The organism is Serratia proteamaculans, assembly GCF_008830365.1.
Lineage (GTDB): Bacteria > Pseudomonadota > Gammaproteobacteria > Enterobacterales > Enterobacteriaceae > Serratia > Serratia proteamaculans.
Genome location: NZ_WBKI01000001.1, coordinates 1,592,476 through 1,611,191, shown reverse-complemented (window position 1 = coordinate 1,611,191; position 18,716 = coordinate 1,592,476). Strand labels below are relative to the sequence as shown.

Sequence of the window (18,716 nt, the reverse complement as noted above, 5' to 3'; positions counted from 1 at the left end):
CGCGCCGATGATTTCAGGCAAGCAGATCGAGCAAAAACAGTGGCGGAAAAAGGGATGGCGAGCGCCATCCCCTGCGGTATTACTTGAAGACCGGCAACAGACCCAGCAATGCCAGCACGTGTGCGACGGCGTTGATCACCCCGAACAGAATGATAAACAGAATCATACCCCGGCCGCCAGGTGCGCGATACTGCGCTTCGGCAAAGCGACGACGACTGGCGCGCGCCATCATTGCCGGCACGATCACCGCCCAAACGGTGGCCGCCAGCCCGGCGAAACCGATGGCATACAGGAAGCCGTTCGGGAACAGCAGGGCGGCGATGGTCGGCGGCGCAAAGGTCACCAGCGCGGTTTTACTGCGCCCGACGGTGTCATCGCTGAATTTGAAAAAGTCTGCCAGATAATCGAACAGGCCCAGCGAGACCCCGAGGAACGAACTGGCCAGTGCCATATAAGAGAAGGCGCTCAGGAGCTGGCCAACGGTCTGGCTGCTGGACACGTTGCCCATCTGCTTAAGCAGGCTGCCGATGTTGCCGCCTTCGGCAATCACCTGGCGAAAGGCGTCACGGGCGATGTTGCCCTGAATCACATACTGCCACAGGATATAGATAGCCAGTGCCAGCAACGTGCCGTACACCAGGCTGCGCACCACGGCACCACTGTCTTTGTGGTAATACTTCACCAGCCCCGGCACGTTGCCGTGATAACCGAACGAGGTCAGCAGATAAGGCAGTGCCGCCAGGGCATAAGGCAGATAGCTGGCCTGGTCGTCACCGCGGTTGAACAGTACCGCCGGTTGTACATGAGTAAACATATCACCCACCGACATCACAAAGGTGATCACCATACCGCCAATCAGGATAGTGCTCAGACGATCGACGGCACGGGTGGACAGCCAGACGATAAACGCCACCACGATGGCAAACACCAGCCCGGCAGTGGTTTGCCCAACGCCAACAATCCCTTCCAGCGTGTGGGCGATGATCGAGCCACCCGCGGAAATATAAGCGTAGGTCAGGATATACAGTACAAAGGCGATGGAAATGCCATTAATGGCGTTCCAGCCTTTACCCAGCAGATCCTTGACGATGGTGTGGAAACTGGCCCCGCTTGGGTAATGCATTGCGGCTTCGAGGATCATCAGCCCAGAGATCAGCATGCAGGCCCAGGTATAAATCAATAGCGCGACCGAGCCGCTGAACCACACGCCAGAAGTGACAATAGGGATGGAGAACATGCCGGCGCCGACGGCGGTGCCTGCAATGATCATCGCGCCGCCAAGGACCGAAGGGCGGGAAAGCTTCTGGATGGTGTCCGCGGACATTTTTTGCTCCTGAGTGGCCGGGTTGGCCGTGAGTTCTTTTGTACTAGCTCAATGGTACAGGTGCGGTTGGCGCATGTAAAGCCGTGAATGCGCTTGTTTCATGCATTAATCGGTGTGAATGGGGCGATTGGCGGCGTGTTTTTGCCTGACATGAGTGCAACCCATTAGCGGTGAAATGGGGGCGATGTAAAGATTGTTGGGCAAACCCGGATTATGCTGGCGGCGAATGAGCGCTACTGATATTGTCGCGCTTCAATTCCGCCAGCCCACCGGGAGACTTGCTGATGGACTGTCGTGCCGACTGTGGCGCCTGTTGTATTGCGCCTTCAATATCCAGCCCGATCCCCGGCATGCCCAATGGCAAGCCTGCCAATACCCGCTGCATTCATCTGAGCGAGCAGCTACGCTGTGGTTTGTTTCACTCGCCATTGCGGCCCAAAGTCTGTGGCAGCCTGCAGGCCAGCCGCGAAATGTGCCACGACCACCGTGACGACGCGTTGATTTATCTGATCAAACTGGAAGCGGATACCGCGCCCTAAGCGTCTTTTAGTTTCCACAGGCACAGCACTGCGCCGACAACCATCGCCAGCGCGGAATAAAATACCGCGTGATAGCTCCAGACCTCTGCCACCACACCGGCGATAGAACCGGCAAAAATCCAGCCTACACGCGTCGTATTGGTAAACAGGGTGGTGGCCGCGCCTGCCTGTCCAGGCATCAAATCCTGAAAATAAAGCATGCCAATCCCCGCGAGTACGCCGATAAACGCCGCGTTAAGCAGTTGCAGGGCGATCAGTGGCCAGGTGCCGGTGATAAACAGCAGGCCAACATAAAACAGCAGGCCCGCCACCACCGCCCAACGCATTAAAAAGCGCTTGCCGAAGCGTTTCGCCACCATGCCGGCAATCAGCATGGTCGGTATCTCCAGCCCGGCGGCCGTGCCCATCAACACCCCAGCCAGCCTTTCCGGCAGATGCAGCTCATGCACCATATACAGCGGCATATTGATCAGATACATGCTGTTGGCGGTCCACATAAAGGTGCAGGCCATAAACAGCAGCAGCGTATCGCGACGGTTTTGTCGTGGAGCCTCCAGTGTGGTGCTGGCGGCCACCGGTGTTTTGCGCATCGACGGCAGCATTTTCCACACCAGCACGCCACACAGGATAAACGCCGCGGCGGCGGCCAGATACATCACCTTAAAACCGAACCCCAGTGCCAGCGCGAAGGCGATAGGCGGCCCGATCACCCAGGCAAGGGAAACTTGCGCCCGCAGGATCGAACTGAACATGACTGCTTCGCGACCGGTTCGATCGGCGTGCTCGCGCGCCAGGGCGAACATCTGTGGGTTAGCGGTGGAGCCGAAACTGGTCAGCACCACGCCAACGGCCAACAACAGGTAATAATTGCGGTTCCAGGCGAACAGCACACAACCCAATGCGCCCAGCATGCAGCAGAGGAAAATCAGCGTCTTGCGGTCACCCTTTTGATCTGAGCGGCGGGCGAGAAACTGGCTGACCAAAATGCCGATCACCGCGCTGCCGGTGAAAAACAGCCCAACCATGGAGGGGCGCACATTGACTTGCGTCGCCAGGAACAGGCTCAGCGTGGGGGTCTGTAGCGCCCCGGCAATGCCGGTGAGGAACGCCACCACTAAAAAAGCCAGCGATGTGAGGTCGGGTGAGCGTCGCGTTACCGCAGTTGAAGTAGGCATAGAGGTCAGGAAATAGCCGAGAATGAGGGGTTCGCGCGCATCATACGCCCATTTATTTTAAATAAAAAGAAAGAAACAGAAACCGGTTTCACCCTGCTTAATAGGGAAATTATGTCCCTGCGCAGGGACAAAAAAAGGGGCGATATTATCATCGCCCCTGATGCTTTTGGATCTGCCGTTACGCGCCGGCTGGCACGTCGTGCGCAGTATTTTTCAACACTTCACCCTGATACTTCTCGATCTGCAACTGGGCCATCTGCCCACAGTTCCCCTGCGCCAGGCTGGAGGAGCCGACGTCGAAGGTCAGGCAGTTGACGTTGCCGTTCTTGCACAACGAGCCCGGCTGTGACGGATCGGCCGGATCGAACCAGGCCCCTTCGCTGATGCGAACCACGCCAGGACGTACGTCTTCACTGACTACCGCTCCCACCAGGATCTGGCCGCGATCGTTAAAAGCACGTACCAGATCGCCGCTGGCGATGCCGCGTGACTTGGCGTCCTGCGGATGGATCACAATCGCTTCCCGATCGGCTACCGCATACTTTTTACGCAACGGCGTGTTGTCTAGCTGCGAATGCAGGCGGTTGATCGGGTGCGCGGTGTTCAACGACAGCGGATATTTAACCGCTTCCGGCCCACGATACCATTCATGCGGCGGCATCCAGGTCGGAATACCCGGGCAGTCCAGGTATTTCATTTTGGCGATAGCGTCGGAATGGATCTCGATCTTGCCGGACGGCGTCCCCAACGGATTGAGCAGGGGGTTTTCGCGGTAGTCGGCGAAACGCACCCATTGGGTGTTGGCTTCAGGCACCGGGAAGCGCACATAGTTATTCGATGCCCAGAACATGTCGAACGGCGGCAGGGCCACCCGGGCGGCGCGCGCCTGGGTTTTCATGTCGTCATACATGCCTTTCAGCCACTGGGTTTCATCTTTGCCTTCGGTAAAGGCATCCTGCACACCCAGCTTGGCCGCCATGGCCGCGAAGATATCGAAATCGCTGCGCGACTCATGCTGCGGCTCCACGCACTGATGCATTGGGAACACGTACAGTTGCGAGTAATCGCCGCCCATTTCCAGATCGTTGCGTTCATAGCTGGTAGTGGCCGGTAACACGATATCGGCGTGTTTGGCGGTAGCGGTCCAGTAAGGTTCGTTCACCACGATGGTGTCCGGCCGCTGCCAGGCCTTGACCAGATTGTTGGTGTCCTGGTGCTGGTGGAAGGTGTTACCCCCGGCCACATACACCATTTTCACCTCGGGATAGGTGACCTGTGCGCCATTGAAGTTAATGGTCTTGCCCGGGTTGGACAGGCATTCGGCGATACGTGCCACCGGGATCGGTGCCGGTGAGTTTTTCGGCGCATTACCGGCAGAAATACCGGAAATAATGCCGCCTTTCGCCGTCGGACTGCCGCCGGAAGAGTAGTGATAGCTGAAGCCAAAGCCGCCGCCCGGCAGGCCAATTTGGCCGAGCATTGCCGCGACGGTGACCAACAGCCAGTGCTGCTGTTCACCATGATGCTGGCGCTGAATACCCCAACCGCCCATGATCATGGTGCGATTTTTCGCCATGTCGCGCGCCAGTTGGCGCAACACTTCGGCATCGACGCCGCAAACGTCGGCGGCCCATTCGGCGGTTTTCGGCGTGCCATCGGTTTCACCCAGCAAGTAAGCCTGGAATTTGTCGAAGCCGACGGTGTAGGTTTTCAGGAAGTCCGGGTTATGCAGCTTTTCGGTCAGCAGCGTGTGGGCGATGCCGATCAACATGGCGCCATCGGTATAAGGACGTGGGGCGATCCACTGCGCATCGATAAATTTGGCGCTGTCGTTGTGCACCGGATCGATGCTGATCACACGGGTGCCTTTCTTCTTCAGCGCTTCAAAGCCCGTCTGGCCGTAGTGGTCCGGCACGTTCCAACTGTTTTTCAGCGTGATCATCGGGTTACAGCCCCACAACACCACCAGTTGGCTGTTTTCAATCACGTTTGGCCAGGCGGTTTGCTGTTCGTAAACCTCCATGGAGCCGACCACGTGTGACATGATCACCTGCGCGGCGCCGGTAGAGTAGTCACCGGCATAACCGAGGAAGCCACCGGTCAGGTTCATCAGGCGTTGCAGCAGCGTGCGGCTGTTGTGCAGCATGCCGACGCTCTTCCAGCCATAGGAACCGGCATAGATTGACTGCGGGCCGTGATCTTTTTGCAGACGGGTGATTTCACCGCAAACCAGTTCAATTGCCTTGTCCCAGCTGACGCGCACCCATTCGTCGCGGCCGCGCAGTTCGGTATGGCTACCCGGGCCGCCTTCCAGCCAGCTTTTACGCACCATGGGATACTTGATGCGGTTTTCAGCATGCACCTGGTAGGGTGCCATGGTGATCAGTTCGTTCGGGTAAGGATCGTCTTTGACCGGCTGCACGCCAATCATTTTTCCGTCCTGCACTATGGCTTCAAACGCGCCCCAGTGCGCCCCGGTCAGAATGCCTTTCTGCGCCTGACGCAATGCTACAAATTGCGGCAGCGCCTGGCTGATGGCCTGCGCCAGCGCCGACTTGGGCCACAGGCCTGCCAGCAACGGGGCGGCGGCCAGCGCGGTGGCGCCGGTCAGGAAGCGGCGGCGGCTCATTTTTAACGCTTGTTGTTGATATTTGCTCATTTCGCTTCTCCCTTAAAGCTTGGCAGGTTTGGCTGGCTGCATGTCACTGGCGTGTTTCTGCACGTATTGTGTCAGAACGCGCAGTTGTTCCTGCGTCAGCGAGGTGCGTGGAGCCATACCTTTAATTACGCCGATCCACTGGTTGGCGTTGAAGCGATCGAGTGCGGTCAGACCGTGGCAACCGGTGCAGTTGGCCGACATCATATCCGCGGTGTAGCGCCAGATTTTTTGCTGATCGTCGATCAATTGTTTACGCGGTAGCCAGACCTGCAGGGAAACCTGATGCCACACCAGCCCGGTGTCGCTATCGGTCATGGTGGTGCCGTTTTTCAGCAGTTTGCGGGCGTCTTCACCCAGCAATACGCTGAGGATACGCTTGCCCTGCGCGGCGTAGAACACTTCACTGACGCCGTCTTGCTGCCAGCCGGTGACGCTGGCCAGCACCTTGTCGCCTTCCTGCTTCACCACCTGAACTTCGGTGGATGGCATCAGGTTGCCGGCATTGTGGCTGTCGTCCGGTTTCAGGAAGAAGGGTTCAGTGGCAATGGTGTACAGCGTGGTGGCGGTCGGTGAGGTTTCGGCGGCGGCCTTCGCCAGTTCGGCGGCACCGGCCTGAGCTGCACCGCTCATGTCTGGCAGGATATGTGCTACCCCTTTATGGCAATCGATACAGGTTTCACCCTGTTTGATGGCCACCGGATGTTGGATACGCGCTTCAGGCCGCTGGGCGGTGATGTCCATGGCGTCAAAGCTGTGGCACGAGCGGCAGGTGGCGGAATCGCTTTCTTTCAGCGTTTTCCATACCGACTGTGCCATCGCCAGTTTATGCGCCTCGTATTTCTCTGGCGTATCGATGGTGCCCACCATCTCACCATAAATGTCTTTTACCGCGCGGATCTTGGTCCACAGGTAATCAAGCGGTTCGTGCGGAACGTGGCAGTCGGCGCATTCAGCGCGAATCCCCTTGGTATTTTGGAAGTGAATGCTGCCCTGATACTCGGCCAACGGTTGTTGCATGGTATGACAGGACACGCAGAAGGCGGTGTCGCTGGTTTTGTGGAATACCGTGGCGGTACCCGCCAGTAATGCTGCCCCGAGGATAATCCCCAGCAGCAAAAGCCACAGCCATCCCCAGCGGTGCTTTTTTATCAAGCCAGTGAATTTATTGGTCATATTGAACCCGCTTATAATTATGAAATACCAAGGAAAACCTTGCCAAAAAAATGGCCGGCCAAGTGCCGACACACTTGAAGAAGTATAGGTATAACTAGCAATGACATCTAATACTATAGGGTTATTTTTAGCAGGAAAACGGTCATTCGAGGGATTTTTAAGCGTTATATTCTGTTTTATATAACGTATTTTTTATAGGGTTTTATCAATCTATGAGCAGGATCACGGACAGAGTGGAAAAACCATGATTGAAAACAGCTACTTCGTAGGGATGTACGCCTGACCCGTCAACCAAAGATGAATGGCATTGCGGCTGGCTTCGAAGTGCGGCTCCGGCAACTGATTCGGCGAGCACCAGCGCCACTCGGCACATTTTTCCGGCTCTCTCAGTTCGGGGTCCCCACCGGGATGTTGGGTCAGCAAACATACGGACAGGGTATGTTTACCCTCGGCGCGCCAGGTTTGCAGATTATTACTGATACCGATAAAAGTGGGTGGGGCGATGATCAGCCCGGTTTCTTCGGCAATCTCACGTTGTGCACATTGTTCAATGGTTTCACCGGCATCCAGATGCCCCCCGGGGATCGACCAGAAAGGCGCGTGTTGGCCGCAGCGTTTCCCCAGCAATATTTCCCCTTGGGTATTTACGATAATCACCCCTACGCCAGCCACTACAGTCATGCTTTTCTCCGTCAGCAAAGTTTCAGCACAGTATGTCATTTTACCCTCGTGACAGGTAACCCTTCAGGAAAAGTGTGCGTAAGGTCAAAAATCTATCACATCAATTTTGAGAAAACTTGCTTTCGGCCAGTGCTACTCACACACTCCTTGAAACGTTTCAGCGTTATGGGCGCGATGATTCCGTACCGATAACGCTCCTTTTTCCCAATGAAGCTGAAACGATTCAATTCAGCAGGAGAGGAGAATCATGTTCCAGTTGTCACAGCAAGATATTCACCTGGGCGCGGCTGCCGGCAGCAAGCAGGAAGCCATCCAACAGGTTGCCGCCGCACTGACCGAGGCTGGCTGCGTCAGTGCCGCCTACGTGGACGGCATGCTGCAGCGCGAGCTGCAAACCTCCACTTACCTGGGTAACGGCATCGCCATCCCGCATGGCACCACCGATACCCGCGATCTGGTGCTGAACACCGGCGTGCAGGTATTTCAGTTTCCACAGGGCATTGAGTGGGGCGAAGGTCAAACCGCCTTTGTGGTGATCGGTATTGCCGCCCGTTCCGACGAACACCTGGCGCTTTTGCGTCAGCTGACGCATGTACTGAGCGACGACAGCGTGGCCGAACAGTTGGCGAAAACCACCTCGGCTGAAGAACTGCGCAGCCTGCTGATGGGCGAAAAGCTGACGACGGAATTCCAGTTTGACGCTTCTCTGATTGCGCTCGATGTGGCCGCTGACAGCCTGATGACGCTGCAGGCGCTGAATGCGGGTCGTTTGCAAAAAATGGGTGCGGTCAACGCCCAGTTCGTCAGCGACGTCATTACCCGCAAGCCGCTGAATCTGGGGCAGGGCATTTGGCTGAGTGACAGCACCGAAGGCAATCTGACCAGCGCAGCCACCCTGAGCCGCCCGGTGCAGGCGTTTGACGAAGACGGCGAGAAAGTTGCGCTGCTGTTGACGCTGTCGGTGGCTGACCCGCAACCGCTGGCGGTGCTGAACTACCTGAGTGACCTGCTGTTGGCGAATAAAGCTGAACGCTTGCTGAACGCCGATGCCGTCACCGTGCTGGCATTGCTGACCAGTGAGGTCGAAGAAGAAAATACCACCCTGAGTGCCGAATACGTGATCCGTAACGAACACGGTCTGCATGCCCGTCCGGGCACGGCACTGGTTAACGTCATCAAGCAGTTCAGCAGTGAAATTACCGTCACTAACCTGGATGGCAGTGGCAAACCGGCCAACGGACGCAGCCTGATGAAGGTTGTGGCGTTGGGCGTGAAGAAAGGACATCACCTGCGCTTTACCGCCAAAGGTGAAGATGCTGAAACGGCGCTGAAGGCGATCGGAACGGCAATTAACGAAGGACTGGGCGAGGGCGCAGCATGAGCAGAAGAGTAGCAACAATTACCCTGAATCCGGCTTACGATCTGGTGGGTTTTTGCCCGGAGATCGAACGCGGTGAAGTGAATCTGGTTAAAACTGCCGGCCTGCATGCCGCCGGAAAAGGCATTAACGTTGCCAAGGTACTGAAAGACTTGGGCATTGATGTGACGGTGGGCGGTTTCCTGGGCAAAGACAACCAGGACGGCTTCCAACTGCTGTTCAGCGATCTGGGCATTGCCAACCGCTTCCAGGTGGTGCCGGGCCGTACCCGCATTAACGTCAAATTGACGGAAAAAGACGGCGAAGTGACCGATTTCAACTTCTCCGGCTTTGAGGTCACCGGCCAGGATTGGGAACGTTTCGTGACCGACTCCCTGAGTTGGCTCGGTCAGTTCGACATGGTGGCAGTGAGCGGCAGTCTGCCGGCCGGGGTTGATCCCGATGCCTTTACCGACTGGATGGTTCGTCTGCGCGCCCAGTGCCCATGCATTATTTTCGACAGCAGCCGTGAAGCCCTGGTTGCCGGCTTGAAAGCCGCGCCGTGGCTGGTGAAACCGAACCGCCGTGAGCTGGAAATCTGGGCCGGTCGCCCGTTGCCACAGCTGGCAGACGTGGTTGAGGCTGCACATGCGCTGCGCGATCAGGGCATTGCCCACGTAGTGATCTCTCTCGGTGCAGAAGGTGCGCTGTGGGTCAACGCTTCCGGCGCCTGGATCGCCAAACCCCCGGCCTGCGAAGTGGTCAGCACTGTCGGTGCCGGTGACTCGATGGTGGGTGGCCTGATCTATGGCCTGCTGATGCGCGAATCCAGTGAACATACTTTGCGTTTGGCCACCGCCGTGGCTGCACTGGCCGTCAGCCAGAGCAACGTTGGCGTGACCGACCGTCCACAGTTGGCCGCGATGATGGCGCGTGTCGATCTGAAACCTTTTAATCAATAGCAGGAGGCAGAATGAAAACACTGCTGATGATAGACAGTTCGCTGGGACAGGCGCGTGGTCACCTGGCGAAACGTATGCTCGGTGCTGCTGCAGCAAAAACCGGCCTGACGCTGGTTGAGTCGCTGGCTGAGGCTGAACTGGTGGTGGTCGCAGGGCAATCTGCGCCTGCTGACGCCGCGCTGAACGGAAAACGGGTTTATGTGGGTGATGTGGAACACGCGGTGCGTGAACCTGAAGCCTTCCTGACGCAGGCTATCGCCGAGGCAAAAGCCTGGCAGGTACCGGCAACGGCTGAGCCGGTCAAAGCAGCTAGCCAAAAACGCATTGTGGCGATCACCGCTTGCCCAACCGGCGTGGCGCATACCTTTATGGCGGCAGAGGCCATTGAGAGCGAAGCCAAAAAACGCGGCTGGTGGGTGAAGGTTGAAACCCGTGGCTCCGTAGGCGCAGGCAATACCATTACGCCAGAAGAAGTGGCGGCGGCCGATCTGGTGATTGTGGCGGCTGACATCGAAGTGGATCTGGACAAGTTTGCCGGCAAGCCGATGTACCGCACTTCGACCGGTCTGGCGCTGAAGAAAACCGCGCAGGAACTGGACAAGGCGCAGGCCGAAGCCGAGATATTCCAACCGCAGAAAAGCGGTGCTCCGGCCGCTGCCGGCAAGAAGAAAGAGAGTGCCGGGCCTTATCGTCACCTGTTGACCGGCGTGTCCTACATGCTGCCGATGGTGGTGGCGGGCGGTCTGTGTATCGCATTGTCGTTCGTGTTCGGTATCAAGGCATTTGAAGTGAAAGGCACGCTAGCGGCTGCGCTGATGCAAATCGGCGGGGGATCGGCCTTCGCGCTGATGGTGCCGGTACTGGCCGGTTTTATCGCGTTCTCGATTGCTGACCGTCCGGGCCTGACGCCAGGTTTGATCGGCGGCATGCTGGCCGTGAGCACCGGGGCCGGTTTCCTCGGCGGTATCATTGCCGGTTTCCTTGCGGGTTATGTCGCCAAATTTATCAGCACCAAACTGCGTTTGCCGCAAAGTATGGAAGCGCTGAAGCCGATCCTGATCATTCCGCTGGTGGCCAGCCTGATCGTCGGTTTGATCATGATTTTCATCGTCGGTACGCCGGTGGCGAAAATCATGGAGGGCCTGACCCACTGGCTGCAGTCCCTGGGTACCGCTAACGCAGTGCTGCTGGGGGCGATCCTCGGTGCCATGATGTGTACCGATATGGGCGGCCCGGTCAACAAGGCGGCCTATGCCTTTGGCGTGGCGTTGCTGAGCTCTTCGGTGTATGCGCCGATGGCCGCGATTATGGCTGCCGGTATGGTGCCACCGCTGGCGATGGGGTTGGCTACGCTGCTGGCGCGTCGCAAGTTCGACAAGTCTCAGCAGGAAGGGGGAAAAGCTGCGCTGGTGTTGGGCCTGTGCTTTATCTCTGAAGGGGCGATCCCGTTTGCTGCCCGTGACCCGATGCGCGTGTTGCCTTGCTGCATCGCCGGTGGTGCATTGACCGGTGCGCTGTCCATGGCGTTTGGTGCCAAGCTGATGGCACCACACGGCGGGTTGTTTGTGCTGTTAATCCCTGGTGCTATCACCCCGGTGCTGCTGTATCTGGTGGCGATTATCGCCGGTACGCTGTTGGCGGGCGTGTCTTACGCGGTGCTGAAACGTGCTGACGTCCCGGCGGCTAGCGTGGCTTAAGATTAGCGTTGGTAATAAAAACGACCTCAAGGGACCCATTGGGTCCCTTGTTCATTTCTGCATCTTAAGATTGTGATAATAGTTTTGTGTGACTACAATGTGACTACAAACCCGAGGGGGGATTATGGAAACTTATGTACGTGCACGCATCGACACTGACCTTAAAGATGCCGCTACCGCTGTTTTGAAAGATTGCGGTCTTACTGTCAGTGCTGCTTTCAGAATCTTTCTGAGTGAAGTCGTTGCAACCAAGGCAATGCCAATAGAAATAAAGGCCCATACGCCTAACGCACGCCTTCGTGCGGCCATTGAAGAAGCTGATGCTTTAGCGGCAGGGAAGCCGGAGCACTTTAACAGTGTTGAATCCATGATGGAGAGCCTGAAAGTTGGTAAAAAAACCACTATCGAAAGCCAAGACCAAGGCAAAAGCAGCGAGGGTGGCACGTCCAACGGGGATTAGGCCGCGAAAATTGGACTACACATCTCGTTTTGACAAAGATTGGGCCCGCTACGATAAAGCCGGCCGCCATGACATGTCACTCATCCAAACCGTCAGTGCTCTCTTGGTCGCGCGGCAAATGATACCTGCAGAATATCTTGATCATCCCTTAACGGGAGAGTGGTCCGATAACAGGGAAATGCACCTGGGAGGGGATTTTCTGCTGGTCTATAAAATTTACGAGGAAAAGAATCTTGTCATGCTGCTGGCCTTGGGCACTCATGCTGAATTATTCAATTGAATTCCCTCGTTAGCAGGTGGCCATTGAGTCACTCCCACCCAGTCAGCCTGAGGCTCACCGGGTAGGGTGTCTCTGGCAACTACTGCTGCGCCTTCAGCCAGGCGATCTCTTCCGCCCAGATATCCGGGTTCACCGTTTCCAGGATCAGCGGGATATTGTCGAAACGCGCGTCGCGCATGATGTAGCTGAACACCGTTTTACCGATGTTTCCCTCCCCCAGGCTGTGGTGCCGATCGACGCGGCTGTTGAATGCGCTCTTGGCGTCATTCAGGTGCATACCGCGCAGATAGTTGAAGCCCACCACCTCGCCCAACTCTTTAAAGGTCTGTTCGCAGGTTTCCTCGGTACGCAGGTCGTAACCGGCGGCAAAGGCGTGGCAGGTATCTATACAGACGCCAACGCGGCTTTTATCTTCCACGCCGTCAATGATCGCTGCCAAATGTTCAAACTTAAAGCCCAGATTACTGCCCTGACCGGCGGTGTTTTCGATCACTGCCGTCACGCCGGTGGTTTTATCCAGCACCAGGTTGATGGATTCGGCGATACGCGCCAGGCATTTGTCTTCGTCAATTTGCAGCAGATGGCTGCCAGGGTGAAAGTTCAGCAGCGTCAGCCCCAGTTGCTCGCAGCGTTGCATTTCATCAAGAAAGGCTTCACGGGATTTTTCCAATGCCTCGGTCACCGGGTGGCCGAGATTAATCAGGTAGCTGTCGTGCGGCAGGATCTGCCCAGGGCCGTAACCGTATTGCGCACAGGCGCTTTTAAACTTATCAATCACGTCAGCAGGCAGTGGGGCGGCCTTCCATTGACGCTGATTTTTAGTGAACAGGGCGAATGCGGTCGCCTCTAATTCGTGCGCGCGGATCACTGCTTGATCCACGCCGCCTGACGCGCTGACATGTGCACCGACAAACTTCATTTTCATTCTCCTGTGTAATCGGCGTCATTATGGCATTGATAGCGGAAGGATTGAATGGCTGGAAAAGTTCAGGCCCGCGATGGCGGGCCTGAGGTCGGAAAAGAACTGCGGAGATAATCAGAGGAAATGTTGCACCAGCAGGTTAATCACAGCACCGCCAACAATCAGCCAGATGAACAACAGGGTGGCCAGCAGAATCGGTTTGATCCCTGCCTGACGCACTGCGCTGATGTGGGTGGTTAGCCCCAGCGCCGCCATCGCCATCGCCAGCATCCAGGTATCGGCGGTAACCAGGTGTTTCACCAGCGTCGCCGGGATCAGGTCGAATGAGTTCAGCCCGGCCACTGCGATAAACAGCACGGCGAACCAGGGAATGGTGATGGCGGATTTTTCTGCCTTCTCCCCAGTGTTTTCGGTGCTACGGCTGCGGCTGATAAACCCGGAGAGCACGACCAGGAAGGGTGCCAGCATCATCACGCGGATCATTTTGGAGATCACCGCGGCATTTTCGGCATCCGGCCCGATGGCATGCCCGGCGGCGACGACCTGTGCCACTTCGTGGATGGTCGAACCGGTAAAGATACCGAAAGTTTCCTGATTAAACGGCAGCCACTGGAATTGCTCATTCAGATGGTACAGCCATGGGTAGGCGAAGATCGCCAGTGTGCCGAACACCACTACGGTGCTGACTGCGACGGCCACTTTATTGGCATCGGCTTTGAGTACCGGTTCGGTTGCCATGACCGCGGCCGCACCGCAAATGCTGCTGCCGGCACCGATCAGCATGGTGGTGTGACTGTCGAGGCCAAACACCCTTTTGCCCAACCAGCAGGCCAGCAGGAAAGTGGTGGTTAGCGTCAAGGCATCAATGATGATGCCGGTAGTGCCCACGTCGGCAATTTGCTGGAACGTCAGACGAAAGCCGTAAAGGATAATACCGAGACGCAGCAGGCGCTGTTTGGCAAATTGAACGCCGCCATGGCAGCTTGGTTGTAACCAGGGATACAGCGTATTGCCCACCACAATGCCGAGTAAAATTGCCAGCGTCAGCGCCCCTAATCCCAATCCGGCCACCCACGGAATATCACCAACCCATACTGCTAACGCGGTGATGACACCGGTCAACAACAGTCCGGGGACCAGGTGAGGTAAACCGAGCAGAGGGAATTGTCGGGTTGGGAAATTGTGTGTGGTATTGGTCGCCATAAGTCAGCCCTTTTATTCAAAATCTTGAGCACAGACTACGTTCTGGCAGCATAAAAGAGAAATTGATTATATGGTTATAACCTATCTGAATAAGTGGTTAATCGACCTGGCTGGCTTCCATGCTGATTTCTGCAAACGTGGTACCATTAATGTTATTCACCCTGTGCGTTGTTGCCGGTCAGCAGCGCAGATTTTGCATTAATTTCAGTGACTTTTTCGATGTCACCTTTAATCAATACCGAGACGCTATGCATATCACCTTACGTCAATTGGAAGTTTTTACCGAAGTGCTTAAAAGCGGTTCGACCACGCAGGCCTCGGTGGTTCTGGCGTTATCACAATCGGCGGTCAGCGCAGCGTTGGCCGATCTGGAAGGGCAGTTGGGCGTGCAGTTATTCGATCGCGTGGGTAAGCGTTTGGTCATTAATGAGCACGGCCGGTTGCTGTATCCGAAGGCCCTGGCGCTACTGGAGCAGGCAGGGGAGATTGAACAGCTGTTCCGCCATGACGGCGGTGCGTTGCGCATTGGTGCCAGCAGCACCATCGGTAACTATATGTTGCCGGAAATGATCGCCCATTATCGACATGATTTCCCTGCTTCACCGTTGGAACTGAACGTCGGCAACAGCCAGGACGTGATTGGCGCGGTTGCGGACTTCCGGGTCGATCTGGGGTTGATTGAAGGCCCTTGCCATATGCCGGAGCTGATCACCCTGCCTTGGCTGGAAGATGAGCTGGTGGTGTTTTCCGCGCCGGACAACCCGCTGGCCGGGCAACCGCTGACTCTGGAGATGTTGGCTACAGCTCCCTGGATCCTGCGTGAAGGAGGCTCGGGCACGCGCGAGGTGCTGCATCACCTGCTGCTGGCGCACTTGCCGCACTTCCAGTTGGTGATGGAACTGGGCAATTCGGAAGCGATCAAGCACGCGGTGCGCCACGGCATGGGGATCAGTTGTCTGTCGCGGCGGGTGATTGGTGAACAGTTGGACAGCGGGGTGCTGGTGGCACTGAATGTGCCGTTACCGCCGTTGATGCGGACCCTTTATCTGATCCATCACCGGCAAAAGCATCTCTCCAACGCTCTGCAGCGTTTCCTCGGCTACTGCGGGTTTCAGCCTCAATGACGTCTCTGTCAGGAGAAACAAAGCATAAAAACCTGCTCCCTGTCACATTAATGACAGTAAGTAAGGTATTGTGGCCCGTTGCTAATAATTAGCCCTGAATTATGAAGCTATCTTATATCAGTGCAATGTTACTAGTTCGCCGGTGGGTATTTGTTACAATCCGCCCTCATTTTTTTTGACCAGTAGATAGGGTAAGAATGGCTCAGCAGGATATAAAAACATCGGGGCAACCAGCACCCGGATTGCGCCGCGAGCTGAAAGCTCGGCACTTAACCATGATTGCTATTGGTGGTTCTATTGGCACCGGTCTGTTTGTCGCCTCTGGCGCTACGGTTTCTCAGGCCGGTCCGGGCGGGGCACTGCTGTCCTACGCGCTGATCGGGTTGATGGTTTACTTCCTGATGACCAGCCTGGGCGAATTGGCGGCCTTTATGCCGGTGTCCGGCTCGTTCTCTACCTACGGTGCCAAATACGTAGAAGAAGGCTTTGGTTTCGCGCTGGGCTGGAACTATTGGTACAACTGGGCGGTGACCATCGCCGTTGACCTGGTGGCTTCACAACTGGTGATGACCTACTGGTTCCCGGACGCGCCAGGCTGGATCTGGAGCGCACTGTTCCTCTGCCTGATGTTCCTGTTGAACTACATTTCGGTTAAAGGTTTCGGTGAAGCGGAATACTGGTTCTCGCTGATCAAAGTGACCACCGTCATTATCTTTATCGGTATCGGTGTGCTGATGATCTTTGGCATCCTCAAAGGAGGGGAGCACGCAGGCTGGCAGAACTGGACCATAGGCGACGCGCCGTTTGCCGGTGGGTTCTCGGCAATGATAGGCGTGGCGATGATAGTGGGCTTCTCGTTCCAGGGCACCGAGCTTATCGGCATCGCGGCCGGTGAGTCGGAAAACCCGGGCAAAAACATCCCGCGCGCAGTGCGTCAGGTGTTCTGGCGTATCCTGCTGTTCTATATCTTTGCCATCCTGATTATCAGCCTGATCATTCCTTATACCGATCCGAGCCTGCTGCGTAACGATGTAAAAGACATCAGCGTCAGCCCGTTCACGCTGGTATTCCAGCACGCTGGTCTGCTGTCGGCGGCGGCGGTGATGAATGCGGTGATCCTGACGGCGGTATTGTCCGCCGGTAACTCCGGGATGTACGCTTCCACCCGCATGCTGTTTACTCTGGCATCGGAAGGTAAAGCGCCACGTATCTTTGCCAAACTGTCGAAGGGTGGGGTGCCGCGTAACGCGTTGTACGCCACTACCGTGGTGGCGGGCCTGTGCTTCCTGAGCTCGATGTTCGGCAACCAATCGGTTTATCTGTGGCTGCTGAATACCTCGGGTATGACCGGCTTTATCGCCTGGTTAGGGATTGCTATCAGTCATTATCGCTTCCGTCGTGGCTATATGATCCAGGGACGCGATCTCAACGATTTGCCGTACCGTTCCGGCTTCTTCCCGCTGGGGCCGATCTTTGCCTTTGTCCTGTGCCTGATTATCACGCTGGGGCAGAACTATCAGGCGTTCCTGCAAGACCGGATCGACTGGTACGGCGTGACGGCCACCTATATCGGCCTGCCGCTGTTCCTGATTATCTGGTTCGGCTACAAGCTGACGCGCGGCACCCGTGTCGTGAAGTACAGCGAAATGGAATTCCCGAAAATGGACGTGAACTAACTCCGGCCTTTAGCCTGTGAATTTCAAGCTGCAGCCGACCGCCTGGCTGCAGCTTGAAACGTCGTGCTACTCCTTTCTGTTGATCACCAGCGCTTGCTGCGCCGCAGCCATCAGGTTTTCAACCGTTTGATAATCCTGCGTTAACGCCAGTGCACCGCTATTCAACTGCAGCGTCACCTCACCGAAAGCACCAAAGTCGTAGGGCACCTCCAACGGGGGAACGATACGCGCCAAAAATTCCCCTTCGGAACCGTAAGGCAGGCCGTGCACCAGGATCAGAAACTGACCACCGCTATAGCGACAGACAAAATCGCTGGGGCGAACCAGCATTTTCAGGCGTTCGCCGATGGTGCGTAACACGTCATCGCCGATCAGCACGCCGTGGCTTTGGTACAACGCGGCCAGTGGGGTGAATTCGATCATAAACAGATGAGAAAGTGGGTGGATGGTGGGGGAAGGGCTACAAATTTCCTGCATCACCGCTTCGCCGCCAGCCCGGTTGAGGAAGCCGGTCAAATGATCGCGCTGGGCCGCTTGCTGTTTTTCTGCGGTCAGCGTGACCTGCTGTGCCACCTGACGATGGTAAAACGCGATCAATCCGTGGGCCAGCAGCAACCACAGCGGAATGATATCCGCCAGTAAAAACAGATTTTGCACGCGTGACAACGGTGCGGCCAGCAGATAGGGCAGCGTCAGCAGCATCACCTCCAGCAAGACAAAGCGCGGTGCGGCGGCGTGGCGCTGTATCAGCCAGAACGCCAGCGCGGTAATCAACAGGCCGGCGAACAGGATCAGAACCATGCGGCCAGAAAGCATCGCCAGCAGGGCAATGGTTCCCACCAGGGCGCACCAGAGCAGCACCGTTACCAGCATGGCGGTTGGCCTGCGGGGGGGACTGACGCGCGCCAGCCACCAGCGCACGCCGGTCAGCAGGACCAGCAACATCAGCAGTGCTGCACCAATGGTCATATGGCTCAGCCAGGCATAAGCCAACAGCAGCAGCGCTACCCCGGCGGCATTTAGCCAGGGGGTGACTGGCGAAGGCACCAGGGTCAGCCGCATCTGGCGTTGGAATTGGGCGTCATCAGCCTGCTGCGGGCTTTGTACCAGCCAGTGCAGCAAGGCGGGCTTTTTAGGCGTTAAGGTTTGGGTTCGACTTCTCAATGCAGCCTCTTTCATAGGGGCCCTGCCAACAGGCCAAAATATCCGGTCTGGCGCGGTGAGCACGTTATTTACCGGTCTGGTTTTGGATTCTATGTGGTTTCGTTGCCATTTGTCACAGCCGGACCGAGCGAGGCGAAACTTTCGGAATTATTAACCCTGTCCGCTAGCAACGGCTTGTCAGACCTGTTTGGTTAATCACCTTATAAAATAAAGCGTTACATATTCACATGACGGGTAATAGCTATTGATATGATTGATAAGTATTATCGTTTGCTTTATTGTTACCGGCTGCTTATCAGGTTCAAGCGGCCGTCTGGCAC

The 18,716-nt window shown here is 56.5% G+C and carries 16 protein-coding genes; 8 read left to right on the top strand and 8 right to left on the bottom strand.

What is annotated here, in order from left to right:
* Positions 1 to 79 precede the first annotated feature (79 nt).
* Complete coding sequence (gene mtr, locus F8R23_RS07630) at positions 80 to 1,324, bottom strand: tryptophan permease (RefSeq protein ID WP_151415452.1); 1,245 nt, start codon at positions 1,322 to 1,324, stop codon at positions 80 to 82.
* Between the two features lie 284 nt (positions 1,325 to 1,608).
* Here mtr and F8R23_RS07625 point away from each other — a divergent pair, with 284 nt between their 5' ends.
* A complete protein-coding gene (locus F8R23_RS07625) occupies positions 1,609 to 1,863 on the top strand; it encodes a YkgJ family cysteine cluster protein (RefSeq protein WP_151415451.1) in 255 nt (84 codons plus the stop codon).
* On the opposite strand, the gene F8R23_RS07620 is transcribed toward F8R23_RS07625, so the two are convergent.
* The 4 genes from F8R23_RS07620 to F8R23_RS07605 all read right to left on the bottom strand — a co-directional run bounded on the left by F8R23_RS07620 (position 1,860) and on the right by F8R23_RS07605 (position 7,551).
* Positions 1,860 to 3,038 (bottom strand): sugar efflux transporter, encoded by a 1,179-nt coding sequence (locus F8R23_RS07620; RefSeq protein WP_151415450.1) that lies wholly within the window; start codon positions 3,036 to 3,038, stop codon positions 1,860 to 1,862. The genes F8R23_RS07625 and F8R23_RS07620 overlap by 4 nt on opposite strands.
* Before the next feature lie 178 nt (positions 3,039 to 3,216).
* A complete protein-coding gene (gene torA, locus F8R23_RS07615) occupies positions 3,217 to 5,697 on the bottom strand; it encodes a trimethylamine-N-oxide reductase TorA (protein ID WP_129936520.1) in 2,481 nt (826 codons plus the stop codon).
* A 12-nt stretch (positions 5,698 to 5,709) separates the two neighbouring features.
* Complete coding sequence (locus F8R23_RS07610; protein ID WP_129936519.1) at positions 5,710 to 6,870, bottom strand: NapC/NirT family cytochrome c; 1,161 nt, start codon at positions 6,868 to 6,870, stop codon at positions 5,710 to 5,712.
* Between the two features lie 258 nt (positions 6,871 to 7,128).
* The gene (locus F8R23_RS07605; protein ID WP_151415449.1) at positions 7,129 to 7,551 is read right to left on the bottom strand and encodes a nucleotide triphosphate diphosphatase NUDT15; all 423 of its coding nucleotides are present in this window, start codon (positions 7,549 to 7,551) and stop codon (positions 7,129 to 7,131) included.
* Positions 7,552 to 7,798: 247 nt separating this feature from the next.
* On the opposite strand from F8R23_RS07605, the gene fruB reads away from it, so the two are divergent.
* The 5 genes from fruB (at position 7,799) to F8R23_RS07580 (ending at position 12,307) form a co-directional block, all read left to right on the top strand.
* Positions 7,799 to 8,932, top strand: coding sequence for a fused PTS fructose transporter subunit IIA/HPr protein (gene fruB / locus F8R23_RS07600; protein WP_129936517.1), 1,134 nt, complete (start codon positions 7,799 to 7,801; stop codon positions 8,930 to 8,932).
* Entirely contained in the window at positions 8,929 to 9,870 is a 942-nt protein-coding gene (gene fruK / locus F8R23_RS07595) for a 1-phosphofructokinase (protein WP_099063729.1), read from the top strand. Before fruB ends, fruK begins: the two co-directional genes overlap by 4 nt.
* 11 nt (positions 9,871 to 9,881) lie before the next feature.
* A complete protein-coding gene (gene fruA, locus F8R23_RS07590; RefSeq protein ID WP_129936516.1) occupies positions 9,882 to 11,567 on the top strand; it encodes a PTS fructose transporter subunit IIBC in 1,686 nt (561 codons plus the stop codon).
* A gap of 124 nt (positions 11,568 to 11,691) precedes the next feature.
* The gene (locus F8R23_RS07585; protein ID WP_129936515.1) at positions 11,692 to 12,027 is read left to right on the top strand and encodes a type II toxin-antitoxin system RelB/DinJ family antitoxin; all 336 of its coding nucleotides are present in this window, start codon (positions 11,692 to 11,694) and stop codon (positions 12,025 to 12,027) included.
* A 10-nt stretch (positions 12,028 to 12,037) separates the two neighbouring features.
* Complete coding sequence (locus tag F8R23_RS07580) at positions 12,038 to 12,307, top strand: type II toxin-antitoxin system YafQ family toxin (protein WP_244953379.1); 270 nt, start codon at positions 12,038 to 12,040, stop codon at positions 12,305 to 12,307.
* Between the two features lie 79 nt (positions 12,308 to 12,386).
* Here F8R23_RS07580 and nfo read toward each other — a convergent pair whose 3' ends face one another.
* Together nfo and F8R23_RS07570 are read right to left on the bottom strand one after the other, a co-directional pair.
* On the bottom strand, positions 12,387 to 13,226 hold the full coding sequence (nfo, locus tag F8R23_RS07575) for a deoxyribonuclease IV (RefSeq protein WP_112348895.1): 840 nt from the start codon (positions 13,224 to 13,226) through the stop codon (positions 12,387 to 12,389).
* Positions 13,227 to 13,343: 117 nt separating this feature from the next.
* Positions 13,344 to 14,432: a YeiH family putative sulfate export transporter gene (locus F8R23_RS07570; protein ID WP_151415447.1), complete on the bottom strand. Its 1,089-nt coding sequence runs from the start codon at positions 14,430 to 14,432 to the stop codon at positions 13,344 to 13,346.
* Between the two features lie 248 nt (positions 14,433 to 14,680).
* On the opposite strand from F8R23_RS07570, the gene yieE reads away from it, so the two are divergent.
* Both yieE and F8R23_RS07560 read left to right on the top strand, forming a co-directional pair.
* Entirely contained in the window at positions 14,681 to 15,556 is an 876-nt protein-coding gene (gene yieE / locus F8R23_RS07565; protein ID WP_112348897.1) for a DNA-binding transcriptional regulator YeiE, read from the top strand.
* A gap of 197 nt (positions 15,557 to 15,753) precedes the next feature.
* A complete protein-coding gene (locus F8R23_RS07560; RefSeq protein ID WP_112348898.1) occupies positions 15,754 to 17,232 on the top strand; it encodes an amino acid permease in 1,479 nt (492 codons plus the stop codon).
* A gap of 66 nt (positions 17,233 to 17,298) precedes the next feature.
* Here the strand turns inward: F8R23_RS07560 and F8R23_RS07555 are convergent, their stop codons facing one another.
* Complete coding sequence (locus F8R23_RS07555; protein WP_129936512.1) at positions 17,299 to 18,396, bottom strand: GGDEF domain-containing protein; 1,098 nt, start codon at positions 18,394 to 18,396, stop codon at positions 17,299 to 17,301.
* Between the last annotated feature and the right edge of the window lie 320 nt (positions 18,397 to 18,716).